We start from the raw sequence: 13147 nt of genomic DNA on the forward strand, positions 1-13147 counted from the left end.
ATGCAGAGAGATAAATTAGTTGGAAGTATTTGTGCTAGCGGGAACTTCGAAGCAATCCGGTTCGTTTGGAATTCAGCAAATATCATGCAGAGAGATAAATTAATTGGAAGTATCTGTGCTAGTGGAAACTTCGAAGCAATCCGGTTCGTTTGGAATTCAGCGAATGTCATGCAGAGAGACAAACTTGTTGAGAGTATATGCGCTAGTAGAAACCTTGAGGCAGTCAAATTCGTCTGGAATTCCGCAAATATCATGCAAAAAAATATATTAGTTGCTTGCCTTGCAGATAGCGCATTTTGCACGGTAGACACATTTTTTGTCAAAAATGAAAATGATACTCAAGATATTTCTGAATCAACGTCTAAAGATTCACCTACAAACATAATAACGCATCAGCAGACCCCAATATTGCCGATTTTAGGTACACCCGAAAATCTTGAAAAAAGGAGTGAAAAAATGACTACTAATACGGATTATCATGTTTTTGTGAGCCACGCCAGCGAGGACAAGGACGACTTTGTCCGGCCACTGGCACACGCCTTGCGGGGTCGTGGCGTGTCTGTTTGGTACGATGAATTTTCACTATCGTGGGGAGATAGCCTCCGAAATAAAATAGACGAAGGATTAACAAAGTCACAATATGGGATTGTAGTACTTAGTCATAAATTTTTTGAAAAAAATTGGCCGCTGAAAGAGCTCGATGGCTTAATCTCACGCGAGGATACAAATACGAAAGTGATTCTTCCGATTTGGCATGGAGTGGATAGTAGCGACATTGCTAAATACTCACCTATCTTGGCAAGTAAGCTTGCTGTTTCTTCCAGCATTGGAATCTCAGGAATAGTGAATAAATTTGTTGAGCTTATTGGAGTTCAGAATATTTAAAATCTCCAAATATCAAAAACAGGAAAAGCTGAGAATACAACAAGGCTTACGACCTGCCCGAAAACCCGGCAGGTCAAAGCCATGCTCGTTGGGAAAGGAATAAATCATGAGTAACGACCGATTGCTGTATATGAGACAACCTGACTATGTTGAAGATGGTGTGCCATTTAAAAATGATCTTTTCGAAAGAAGTCTACTTGCAGAGAAGCTGACTAATTATATTTATCGACTGAAAGACGGGTGTGTCATAGGAATTGATGCTCCATGGGGGGAGGGCAAGACATATTTTGGCCGTAATTGGGCTTCACAACTCACACAACAAGGATTTAAAACAATATACCTGGATGCTTTTGAGCAAGACTATGCAGAGGACCCTTTTCTTCTGATTTCAGCAGAAATCCTCTCTGCTCTTGCAGATGCTGAACAGGACGAGAGTTGGAGTAATTTTCGTGATGCATGCGTCAAAGTAGGCAAGGCATTATTACCTGCGACCGCAAAAATAACCATTAATGCTCTAGGCAGACTAATCCTTGGAATTAATGATCTGTCAGAAATCAAGGAGGAATTTGGAGACAAGCTAGAAGAGAAACTTGGAGATGCGTCAGAGAAATTTGTTCGGCAACGTCTTCAGGATTATGAGCGTGACCGGAAAACAGCAGAACATTTCAGAATGGCTCTTTCTGATTTCGCAGCTGATCAAGAAAAACCAGTCGTCTTTATTATTGATGAGCTTGACAGATGCAAGCCTTCATTTGCTGTTAATGTAATAGAAAGGATCAAGCATTTCTTTGATACACCGAACATTGTGTTTGTACTGCTTTTAAACCGCACACAGCTTGAAAATGCAATAAATGGGGTTTACGGTGCGGAGCTTGACGCACATGCATATCTGGGCAAATTCATCCATTTCTTCTTGCGTCTCCCAAAACGCGTTTCTCTTGACGGTCAGCGCGACTTCAATCAAGCATACTGTGACTATTTATCTAATCATTATAAGTTCCAGCAAACTGATGCTGTAAGAGGCTTTTCTGATGCATTGGCATTCTTTGCAACTATTTGGGGATTATCATTTCGAGATCTTGAAAAAGCCTACATACATTTCACGATGGGGCAACCTATTGGTGCTTCAGCTCCCATTGCAGCATACCTTGTCGCCCTAAAGCTCAGTCAGCCGGAGCTGTTTCATGAACTGTCAATCGGCAATAAAGATGGGCACAGCAAGGCATTACAGTTGATTGGTGGTCTCATCTCAACGATAAAAGATCATTGGCTTTTGCCGAGCTTGCAGGCACTTCATCATGGAGCAATCAACGGTTTCGATAATATTAAACCGGAAGTATTGAGCCATGTTCGTTATTTAATACAAGGTGTAGGCTATAGGCCAGAAACCATAATGTGCAGTATTGCAAAGAAACTCGATATTTCTTTTGTGGACTAACAGCAATTTATCTCAGAATACCTACGAAGGGACAACCCTTGAAAGTGGAGTAACTGGAGGTAAAATAAGGGGACAGGCACCAAATTGAGTTGAAAGAGGATAGATGCCAAGATCAGCCAGAGCTTTAGCCGACAACTGCTGTTATCACCTGATCAATCGTGGAAACGGTAGACAGCAGGTCTTTTACAAGGACGGTGACTACCATGCCTTCGTTGAAGTTTTGCTGGGAGCGCGTCAGAGATATAGAGTCAAGGTCCTTGCCTGGTGACGAGATCTGCGCGAAGATGGGAATAGAATCCACATTGAGACGAAGAGGGTGGCAAAAGGGGCGGAAAAGGAAAGAGTAATTGGTGCCTGTCCCCTTATCTGTCTCGAAAAATAGCATCTTGCTTACCGGAGTGGCCGGTCTCGTCGCAGGAGCAATGTCAATGGCGGCCGGCGAGTATGTCTCTGTTCAATCGCAGGCAGATACTGAAAGCGCTGACATTGAAAGAGAAAAGCAAGAACAGGCGGATGACCCGGAGAACGACTGATCAAACGCATTCATTTAGGAATCATTCGCGAAAGATGTTCCAGATTTTCCGAAAACTCGCTCCGACAACATTCATTCCCTTACTGTTGGTTGCAGCCACGCTTCTGGTGTACTGGCAGGTAATCTATCATGATTTTACAAACCTTGACGACCTGGTATATCTTGTCAATAACCCGTATGTAAGTTCCGGCTTGAACTCATTCAGCATCCAGTGGGCCTTCACGACCTTTCATGGTGCTAACTGGCACCCCCTGACCTGGCTATCCCATATGCTGGATGTCCAGATTTACGGTATGCGCGCCGGCGGGCATCATTTCACCAGTGTTCTTCTACATGTCGCAAATACGGTCATCCTGTTTTTCCTGCTCTGCCGTATGACCCGCAAAGTCTGGCAGAGTGCGTTGGTTGCTGCCCTCTTTGCGCTGCATCCCCTGCATGTGGAGTCGGTTGCCTGGGCCTCTGAGCGCAAGGATGTGCTCAGCACCTTTTTCTGGATACTCAGCATTTGGTGGTATGTCTGTTATGTGGAGCAGCGGCGGTTACTCTGGTATTTACTTGCCGTTGCCAGCATGGCCTTGGGGCTAATGAGTAAACCGATGTTGGTCACACTCCCTTGTGTGCTGTTACTCCTGGATTATTGGCCTCTGGCGCGCAGTCAGTCACTGGGAATCAGGCTCCTTGACAAAGGTCCCTTTGCCGTTCTGGCAGTGGCGTCCTGCCTCGTTACCATACGCGCACAAACAAATGCCATATCGTCTTTGGAAGCCACTTCTCTTGGTGATCGCCTCATCAATGGCGTCGTCTCATATACCCTCTATCTCTGGAAAACCGTTAACCCATGGAACCTAGCGGTCTTTTATCCATTTCCCGAAGCATTTCCTTTTTGGCAGGTTCTCGGCTCAACTGGGTTTATAGCGGTAGTGACGGTATGGGTGGTACTACAACGACACACACGGCCGTACCTGATGGCTGGCTGGTTGTTGTATCTCGGCACCCTTGTCCCTGTCATCGGCATCGTTCAGGTCGGCTCGCAACAGATGGCCGACCGCTACAGCTATATTCCGTTGATCGGCATTTTCATCATGGCGGTCTGGATGATCAGTGGTCTTTCCGTTGCATGGGTTCATCGACGCCGGATCTGTACAGGACTGTCACTCTTGGTGCTTGCAGTTTGCATGACGCTTACCTGGCGCCAGGTCTCTTTTTGGAGTGACTCGACAACGCTCTTCACCCATGCGCTTGCCGTCACCGGCGATAATTATGTAGCTCACTACTGCCTCGGCCTTGATCTGGAGAAAACCGGCAGATGCGATGAAGCCATAAGTCACTACAAAAAGGCCAACGCCCTCGCCACGTGGTACAGCGGACCCTACCTCCATCAGGCGATCTGTCTCGAACGTAACGGGAGAAACTACGAGGCGCTGGCGCTGTTCAATCATGCGCAAGGTCTTGAACCCAACACCATCGAGGTCTACCTGAGAAAAGGGCTGTTGCTTGAGAAACTCGGCAGATTGGCGGAAGCAATCGAAACTTATACCACGGCACTCGCAATAGACCCGCACGCAGCTGATGCCCATTTCTACCTGGCGGAAGCGCTCCGAAAACTGAAAAGGCTGGATGATGCCGAGAAGCATTACCTTACGGCCCTCAGGATTAATCCCCTTTCAGCCGAGTATCACAACTATTTCGGCACACTACTTGTTGAGCAAGGGAAGCTCTCCGAAGCTGCCAACGAGTATTTAAGTGCGATTAGCTATGATGCTCACCTCACTTCCGCCCATCACAACCTGGCTTTGCTCTTCCAGAACACCAACCGGATGGATGACGCGGAAATGCATTACCTTCGCGCCCTGGAGATCGACCCGCTCCTATTCAAAACACACAATAACCTGGGCGTATTATACGCCCAACAAGGGCAACGGCATAAGGCCGTTCAGCACTTTGAAGCTGCATTGAAAATAAAACCAGATTATCAAGAAGCTCGTGAAAATCTGAATTCGACACGTAAGTAACAGTCGGATAAAAACACCGGTATTTGCTGTTGCAATAAGCCCTCAGAAAAGATACATGATGAAGAGGGTGCAAACCAAATTGGGGAGCTGAAAAAGGGTTTCCCGAATTGAATTCGCTTGACGCGAAATAGGTGCCAATGAAAAAGCCAACCTCAGCCCGCATCAGTCAACTGCTGTTCCTCGCCCTGTTTCTGGTGCTGTTCGTCAGGACCGAATACCGGGGGAGCGATGAGATCGGGGCGGCGGTCAACGGCTTCTTCCGGGCCAATCCGCTGGTGCTGGTCAGTTATCTGCTGGCGGCCAAGAGCTGGTCCTGGCTGTTGCTGCCGGCAGCGGTGACCCTGGCTGCGACGGCCCTGCTGGGAAGGTTCTTTTGCGGCTGGATCTGTCCGCTCGGCACGGTGCTGGACCTGGTGACCGGCCGCATCGCCAAGTCCGGTGCGATCCGTGCGCTCGGCGGCAATACCAAATACTGGCTGCTGCTGCCGCTGCTGTTTGCCTCGCTCTTCGGGATTAACCTTGCCGGGCTGCTCGATCCGATCGCCATTCTGCTGCGCGCCCTGACCTTTGCCCTGTATCCGCTGCTCGGCGATATCTCTCGCCAGGGATGGGTCGGGCTGTACCGGGTGCTGGGGGACAGCCGCGATACCATTGCTCCGGCATACGCGGTGCTCCGCGACTACCTGCTGCCGTTCCGCGACACCCTCTACCCGCTGGCGTTCCTCTCGCTACTGATTTTCGGCGCCATTCTCTTTCTGGAAAAATACGAGACCCGCTGCTGGTGCCGCCGACTCTGCCCGCTGGGCACGCTGCTCGGGCTGGCCGGCAGGCTGTCACCGTTTGTGCGGGTGCCGGCAAAGCTGTGCAAGGACTGCGGCGCCTGCGCCGAACTCTGCCCGACCTCGTTCGATCAGGAGATCCTGCAGAAGGACGAGTGTATCATGTGCATGGAGTGCCAACTCCATTGCCCGCATAACCGGGTGCGGTTCCGCCTGACGAGCCTTGCCGCAAGCGGCGGCGACTATCTCCCGGAGCGGCGGGTGTTGCTGGGAAGCCTGTTTTCCGGCCTGTTCGTCTCGCGGCTGTTCCGGTTCAGGCAGCCGGAGGCACAGGCGCGCTTGCTGCGGCCGCCTGGAGTGCGCAACGAGCAGGAGTTTCTGCAGAAGTGCGTCCGCTGCGGCGAATGCCTGAAGGTGTGCCTGAAAAGCGCCCTGTATCCGGCGATCATGCAGGCCGGAGTGGAAGGGATCTACACGCCGGTAGTGATCCCGCGGCTTGGTTATTGCGAGTATAACTGCACCTTGTGCGGTCAGGTCTGCCCCACCGGCGCCATCCCGAACCTGCCAAAAGAGCAGAAGAAACGGGAGGTGATCGGCAAGGCGGTGTTTGACAAGAACCACTGTCTGCCGTTTGCCCGTCACACCAGCTGCATTGTCTGCGAAGAGCATTGCCCGATTCCGCAAAAGGCGATCCGGTCGCGGCTGGAGACCCAGAAGACCCCGGATGGCCGGACCGTGCAGGTGCAGGTACCGTATGTCGTGGAAGAGATCTGCAACGGCTGTGGCATCTGCGAATTTGTCTGTCCGCTGGAGGGTAAATCCGGGATTGAGCTGTTCAGCGTCAAGGACAAAAAGCCGATTGCCGATGCTGCTGTGCCTCCCAGTGCTGAGCCCTCCGCAGCAGCCGATCCGTATCGATGAAAACCTCAAACCCCACGCAGTCAGAGACATGACAAATAGCATTGTGCCGACCTCATGGGTTGACGAAGGCCAATTCTCTGGTACTCCTTGAAAGGTTAGCAACTTCTCAAGGAGGACCGCAATGTCCCTCATTCTTACCCAATTGCAAGACCAGATCGGCACCATAACCTTCAATTACGCCCAGCGGCGCAATATACTTTCCAAGGCCCTTGTTGACGAGATTATCCAGGCCATCGACGCCCTCCAGAAGAGCAAGGCCCGGGTGCTGATCCTCCGTGCGGAAAAAGGGGCCAAAGTCTGGTCCGCCGGCCACGATGTCAGGGAACTGCCACTGCCGGGCCGCGACCCGCTGGCATACCATGACCCGCTGTTGACGATCCTGCGCACAGTGCAGAGTCTCTCCATGCCGGTAATCGCCATGATCGAGGGGGGAGTATGGGGCGGGGCCTGCGACCTGGCGCTCTCCTGCGATATCCTGATCGGCGCCAGGAACTGCAGCTTCTGCATGACACCGGCCAAGATCGGTGTGCCGTACAATGTCACCGGCATTCTCCATTTCATCAACATCATGGGGGTGAATATCGCCAAGGAGATGTTCTTCACCGCCCAGCCGCTGTCGTCCGACCAGGCGCGCAAGGCCGGCATCCTCAATCACCTGGTGGAAGACGAGCAACTGGAAGAGTTCACCTACGACCTGGCCGCCAAGATAACCCACAACAGCCCGCTTTCCATAGCGGTGATCAAAGAGCAGATCCGGCTGCTGGCCAGCGCCCACCCGATGAGCCCGCATACCTTCGAGCGGGTGCAGGGGCTGCGCCGGATGGTGTATGACAGCAAGGACTATGCGGAGGGGATCAAGGCGTTTATGGAGAAGCGGTCCCCGAATTTTACCGGCGAATAGTGAGACGCGCCTTTCGCGCAATCTCGGCGTTGCTCGTCAGGATTTCATGCTCGACGTACTAATGAGTACGCCTCCGCTGCAATCCTTCGAGCGCCTTGACCTTGCACGAAAATCGCGTCTCAGGTAGACGATCTGTTCAGACAGGCAGGATTGTTTTTTATGCTTGATCCATCCCTTTCCAATATCCGCAACATCGGTATCATCTCCCACATCGATGCCGGCAAGACGACGGTTTCCGAACGTATTCTCTATTACACCGGCGAGACCCACCGGATGGGTGAGGTGCACGACGGCCAGGCAACCATGGACTGGATGCCGCAGGAGCAGGAGCGCGGCATAACCATTACTGCGACCGCTACTTGTTGTAACTGGCACGACATCCGGATCAATCTGATCGACACCCCCGGCCATATTGACTTCACCATGGAGGTGGAGCGGAGCATGCGGGTGCTGGACGGCGCCGTGGCCATCTTCAGCGGGGTGGAGGGGGTTCAGCCGCAGAGCGAATCGGTCTGGCGCCAGGCTGATCGCTATCATGTCCCCAGGATCTGCTTTTTCAATAAGCTGGATCGAGTCGGCGCCGACCATGAGATGGTGCTGGAGCAGATGGTGCGCCGGTTGGGAGCCAGGCCGGTCCTGCTGCAACTGCCTGTCGGCAACGAAACTTCGTTCCGCGGCGTGATCGACCTGATCGCCAGGGAAATGCTGGTGTTTGCCGACGACGATCTCGGGGTGACGGTCAGGAACAGCGAGATTCCCGAGGAGTTCCGCGACCAGGTCGCCGCAGCCAGGGAGAGACTGGTGGAGGCGGCAGCTGATTTTGACGATACCATCCTCGCCGATTTCCTTGCCGGCGTTGATGTCTCTGCCGAGCGGCTCAGATCGGCAATCCGCGCCGGAACCCTGCACTGCGCAGTTTGCCCGGTGCTGCTCGGGTCTGCCCTGCGCAACAAGGGGGTGCAGCCGTTGCTGGATGCCGTTGCCCATTATCTGCCGTCGCCGTTGGACGTGCCGTCGGTGACCGGCAGGAAGGCGGACAGCGACGAGGCGGTTGAAATTCCATGTGATGTCAATGCCCCGCTCTGTGCCTTTGCCTTCAAGGTTGTGGCTGACGAAGGGCGCAAACTGACCTATCTGCGGATTTATTCCGGCTCTCTCAAGCCAGGTGCTGCCCTGGCCCGTGCTGTCAACAGGCGGTTCGAGAAGGTTGCCCGGATCTTCAGGATGCATGCCCACAGGCGCGAAGCCGTTGATCTTGCCGTTGCCGGCGATATCGTGGCGGTCACCGGCTTCAAAGAGGTGCTGACCGGCGATACCCTGTGCGATCCTGGCCACATTCTGGAACTGGCTGGCATGAATATTCCGGAGCCGGTGGTTTCCCTGGCAGTGGAACCGAAGGGGGTGGATGACCGGGAGAAGCTGTTGCCGGCCCTGGAAAAGCTGCAGTGGGAAGACCCGACCTTCAGGGTGCATGAAGACAGCGAAACCGGTCAGACCATCCTGACCGGCATGGGGGAACTGCACCTGGAGATCGTGATCGACCGCCTGGCCCGGGAGTATGGCGTTGCGGTAAAGACCGGCCGGCCTCAGGTAGTGTACCGTGAGAGTGTCAAGCGGGAGCTGGAGCATCGGGAGATCTTCAGGGTAGAGCAGGACGGCAAGGTTATCGGCGGAGAGGTGCTGTTTGCCATCAAACCGCTGGAGCGCGGCGCTGGGGTCCAGATCTCGCTGGAAAAGCTCGGCGAAGGTTCATTGCCCCAGGCCTTGCAGACCGTTCTCGCAGAAGCTCTGCACAACGGCTGTGCTGCCGGCGGTCTGGCCGGATATCCGTTGACCGATGTCCGGTTCGAAATTCTGGAAGCGCCGTTCGAGCCGGGGGTCACCAGTGAGGCCGGGGTAAGGGCTACGGCGCAGCGCGGTCTTTTCCGGGCGTTGCGCGAGGCCGGAGTCATTCTGCTTGAGCCGGTCATGTCTTTGGAAATCACCACTCCTGCCGAGTCAACCGGACGGGTCATCGGTTCGTTGCAGCAGAAGCGCGGCCGGGTCGAGGGGATTGACGTGCTGGGCGAGATGGAGGTCATTCATGCCCTGGCGCCTCTGGCCGAACTGTTTGGGTTTATGACCGAGCTGAGGAGCGCCACCAAAGGACGCGGCTCCTTTAGTATGGAGTTTAAGGCATTTGTCGAAGCTCCCGACGAGGTGCGGCAAAAATTTGGGCTATAGTTGTGATATTTCCTGCCGATTAGATCGATAACAGTTTTATTCGATGCTGTTTAGCTGTCGGGAGACCTTCATTTGGCAAATATCGCAATAGATAACCTCGTGGCCGGTATGGTTCTCAAGAGCAATGTCTGCGATCGGAGCGGTCGGCTGTTGTTGCCCGAGGGGGCCGAGCTGACGGAAAAACATCTACAGATATTCCGTACCTGGGGGATTCTGGAAGCAGAGATTGTTGGCGACAGCGATAGTGAGGCAACTGGACAGGACGACGAGATCGATCCCGAGGTGCTTGCCGAGGCAGAGGCTGCGGTGAAGCCACTCTTTGTTCATAATGACCTTGAACACCCGGCGATCAAGGAACTGCTCCGACTCTGCATCGCAAGGAAGGCACTGCATGCCTCCAGGTAATGTCATAACCATTGAAGAGATCATCCAGGATGTTTCCACGGTTCATTCGCTACCGCTTTTTTACTCCCGCCTTGACGAGGCGATCAACAACCCCCGCAGTTCCATTACCGATATCGGCAAGATCATCTCTGAAGACCAGGGGTTGACGGCCCGGATACTGAAACTCGCCAACAGCCCGCTATTCGGCTATTTCGCCAAGATTGAAACCATCAGCCACGCCGTTACCATCATCGGCATCCAGCAGGTGCGGGATCTTGCCCTGGCGCTGTCAGTCATGGATGTGTTCACCGGTATCCCGAAAGAGCTGATCAACATGGAGCAGTTCTGGCGGCACAGCATTGCCACCGGCTTGACTGCCAAGCTGATTGCCACCAGCCAGCGGGAATCGAACCTTGAACGGTTTTTTGTCGCAGGGATTCTGCACGATGTCGGCCGGCTGATCATGCTGATAAAAATCCCCGAGCTCTATGTGGAGATGTTTGAAGAGTGCCGGGTCAAGGGGCGCCTGCTCCATGATGTTGAGCGGGAACGGCTATTGTTCGATCACGCCGAGGTCGGCGGGCAACTTTTGCGGAAATGGAAAATTCCACCCAGTGTTGCCGAGCCGGTGGAGTTTCACCATCGCCCGCAAAGGGCGGAACATTATCCTCGCGAAACTTCGTTGCTGCACCTGGCCGATATCTTTGCTCATGCCCTCCAGATCGGCAGCAGCGGCGGGGGATTTGTCCCTCAGCTTGACGCACGGGTATGGGCCGGCCTCAATCTCTCTCCGTTCCTGTTTTCATCTCTGATCAAGCAGATTGATAAAACGGTTAACGAGACGGAACAGGCGTTGTTCGGAGGGATGGCTCGTGCCTAGTCAAAGCAGCATTCCTGTCGACAAGCTCCAGGAAAGGATCAGCTTTCTCGAAGAGAGCAACCTGAATTATGTCCGTACCCTGGACATTCTTGCCGCCTGCAACGATTTTCAGTCTGATATCTATCGCGAACTGGATACCTCTTTCGTTATCAGGGCCATGTTCGGGCAGCTCAGGAGACTGATACCTCTTTCGGCCATGTCATACTTCAACGTAGAGGAAGATGCCAGCTTCAAGCTTATCCTGTGTGAGCCGGATGATGCGGAATCGCGCCTGGCTGCCGAGGTTGACGCAAAAATAAAGGACGGCACGTTTCCCTGGGCGCTGAACCAGAACCGACCGGTCATTGTGCCGGTTGAACAAGGGGAAGAGTTCCTGGTTCTGCACGTTCTGGCGACGCAGTCGCGGATACACGGGATGTTTGTAGGCATTCTGGAGGGAAACCGACTTAACGCGGATTTCGCTTCGCAGACTGCCATGAGCATAATCCTTACCAGCACTGCCTACGCCGTGGAAAACTCATCGCTTTACGAGATGCTGCGCGATCACATGCAGAACCTGGAAAAGATGGTGCAAGAAAGGACCATGGAGCTTGAGACTGCCCGGGAACAGGCCGAATCTGCGACCAAGGCCAAGAGTGATTTTCTGGCTAACATGAGCCATGAGATCAGGACACCGATGAACGGCATCATCGGGCTGGCAAAACTAATCAAGGATACGGAACTGACAGAGGATCAGAGCCTTTACATCGATTCGCTCCAGCTTTCGGCCGACAACCTGCTGACAATCATCAACGACATCCTGGATTTTTCCAAGATCGAGGCCGGCAAGATCAGCCTGGAAGAAATTCCCTTCCGGGTGCGGAGTTACCTGGAAGCGACCCTGCAGCCCCTCAAACTGCGGGCTATTGAGAAAAATATCTACTGCGACCTGAAGATTGCTGACGATTTCCCGGAAACCCTGGTGGGAGACCCGGTCCGGATCGCCCAGATTCTGAATAATCTGGTCGGCAATGCCATAAAATTTACTGCTCAAGGGGGCATTGTCCTCGAATGCGCAGAAGAAAGCCGTGGTGAGCATGATCTTCGGGTCCGCTTCACTGTTTCTGACACCGGCATTGGCATTTCCTCAGAGGTGCTGCCACATATCTTCGAAAAATTTACCCAGGCGGATAGCTCCACAACCCGACTTTATGGTGGCACTGGCCTGGGTTTGTCAATCACCCGGAGTCTCTCTCAGATAATGGGAGGCGATATCCAGGTGGCGAGTATCGAAGGGGAGGGGAGTTCTTTTTCCGTAGTTATCCCGTTGAAGCTGCCTAAGGCAGGGGAAACCACGGCAGTGCTCCATGCGCTATCTCCGGAAAGAATCCCGTGCCGTCCTTTGCGGATACTCATTGTTGATGATGTGCCGGTCAACCAGCTTGTTTCCCGGAAGATTGTCGCCAAGACCGGTGAGCATGCAATCGCTTGCGCTGACAACGGCCTGCAGGCGCTGGAGATGTGGCAGCAGGAACAGTATGATCTTGTTTTCATGGATCTCCATATGCCGGTAATGGATGGTCTCCAGGCTACTCGCGAGATTCGGCAGCGTGAAGAAGGGCTTGACCGGAGAACCTTTATCTGCGCCATGACCGCTAACGTCATGAAAGAAGATATTGAGCTGTGTCAAGCTGCCGGGATGGATTCGTTCATTGCCAAACCGGTAAAGGAGGAAGTGGTGTACAAAGTCATTCATGAGCTGAATCATGCGATCCTGAAAGGTTCGGATGCCGGAGCCTTGACCGGTACTGGTTTTGAATTGATCGAGGCGCAGCCTGAAACTGCTCTGGGGGTTGCAGATGTTGATTCTTACGATTTCGACCGCCAGGAGCTTTTGGAAAGACTTGATGGCGAGACCGCTTTTTTAACCCGGTTTCTCGGCATGTTTGTCTCTTCAACAGAAAGTCAGATGGCTGCATTGGGAGAGGCTATAACACGTTGTGATACCGAGGCCGTCAAGGTGAGTGCCCACACCATCAAGGGAGCTTCTGCAAATATTGCCGCAGGAAACATGAAAAGGATTGCTGCCGAGATCGAAGATAGCGCGAGATTAGGCTCTATTACCGAGGCTGGACCCAACTACCTGTCGCTGAAAAAGGCGTTTGACGCCTTCAAGGAGATAGTGAAGGACGATCTGCAACAGAATTAGCGCC

11 protein-coding genes are annotated in these 13147 nt (G+C 53.2%); 10 read left to right on the plus strand and 1 reads right to left on the minus strand.

Features of this window, described 5'->3' with window-relative positions; all coding sequences use genetic code 11:
• Together KI809_RS18105 and KI809_RS18110 are read left to right on the plus strand one after the other, a co-directional pair.
• The coding region (locus tag KI809_RS18105; RefSeq protein ID WP_214173012.1) for a toll/interleukin-1 receptor domain-containing protein at window positions 1-885 on the plus strand (885 nt) is incomplete at its 5' end.
• Between the two features lie 106 nt (window positions 886-991).
• Window positions 992-2323 (plus strand): KAP family P-loop NTPase fold protein, encoded by a 1332-nt coding sequence (locus KI809_RS18110; RefSeq protein ID WP_214173013.1) that lies wholly within the window; start codon window positions 992-994, stop codon window positions 2321-2323.
• Window positions 2324-2447: 124 nt separating this feature from the next.
• Here KI809_RS18110 and KI809_RS18115 read toward each other — a convergent pair whose 3' ends face one another.
• Window positions 2448-2708, minus strand: coding sequence for a hypothetical protein (locus tag KI809_RS18115; protein WP_214173105.1), 261 nt, complete (start codon window positions 2706-2708; stop codon window positions 2448-2450).
• Window positions 2709-2751: 43 nt separating this feature from the next.
• Between KI809_RS18115 and KI809_RS21045 the strand changes: the two genes are divergently transcribed.
• The 8 genes from KI809_RS21045 (at window position 2752) to KI809_RS18155 (ending at window position 13143) form a co-directional block, all read left to right on the plus strand.
• Entirely contained in the window at window positions 2752-2856 is a 105-nt protein-coding gene (locus tag KI809_RS21045) for a VIT1/CCC1 transporter family protein (protein ID WP_246559504.1), read from the plus strand.
• 34 nt (window positions 2857-2890) lie between these two features.
• Window positions 2891-4867, plus strand: coding sequence for a tetratricopeptide repeat protein (locus KI809_RS18125; protein WP_214173015.1), 1977 nt, complete (start codon window positions 2891-2893; stop codon window positions 4865-4867).
• 137 nt (window positions 4868-5004) lie between these two features.
• A complete protein-coding gene (locus KI809_RS18130) occupies window positions 5005-6567 on the plus strand; it encodes a 4Fe-4S binding protein (RefSeq protein WP_214173016.1) in 1563 nt (520 codons plus the stop codon).
• Window positions 6568-6688: 121 nt separating this feature from the next.
• The gene (scpB, locus tag KI809_RS18135) at window positions 6689-7468 is read left to right on the plus strand and encodes a methylmalonyl-CoA decarboxylase (RefSeq protein ID WP_214173017.1); all 780 of its coding nucleotides are present in this window, start codon (window positions 6689-6691) and stop codon (window positions 7466-7468) included.
• A 159-nt stretch (window positions 7469-7627) separates the two neighbouring features.
• Window positions 7628-9691 (plus strand): elongation factor G, encoded by a 2064-nt coding sequence (gene fusA / locus KI809_RS18140; protein ID WP_214173018.1) that lies wholly within the window; start codon window positions 7628-7630, stop codon window positions 9689-9691.
• A 72-nt stretch (window positions 9692-9763) separates the two neighbouring features.
• Complete coding sequence (locus KI809_RS18145) at window positions 9764-10096, plus strand: hypothetical protein (protein ID WP_214173019.1); 333 nt, start codon at window positions 9764-9766, stop codon at window positions 10094-10096.
• Window positions 10083-10955, plus strand: coding sequence for an HDOD domain-containing protein (locus tag KI809_RS18150; RefSeq protein ID WP_214173020.1), 873 nt, complete (start codon window positions 10083-10085; stop codon window positions 10953-10955). The genes KI809_RS18145 and KI809_RS18150 overlap by 14 nt, the downstream gene beginning before the upstream one ends.
• Window positions 10948-13143 (plus strand): ATP-binding protein, encoded by a 2196-nt coding sequence (locus KI809_RS18155; protein ID WP_214173021.1) that lies wholly within the window; start codon window positions 10948-10950, stop codon window positions 13141-13143. Before KI809_RS18150 ends, KI809_RS18155 begins: the two co-directional genes overlap by 8 nt.
• The last annotated feature ends 4 nt before the right edge of the window (window positions 13144-13147 follow it).

It is taken from the genome of Geoanaerobacter pelophilus (assembly GCF_018476885.1).
Lineage (GTDB): Bacteria > Desulfobacterota > Desulfuromonadia > Geobacterales > DSM-12255 > Geoanaerobacter > Geoanaerobacter pelophilus.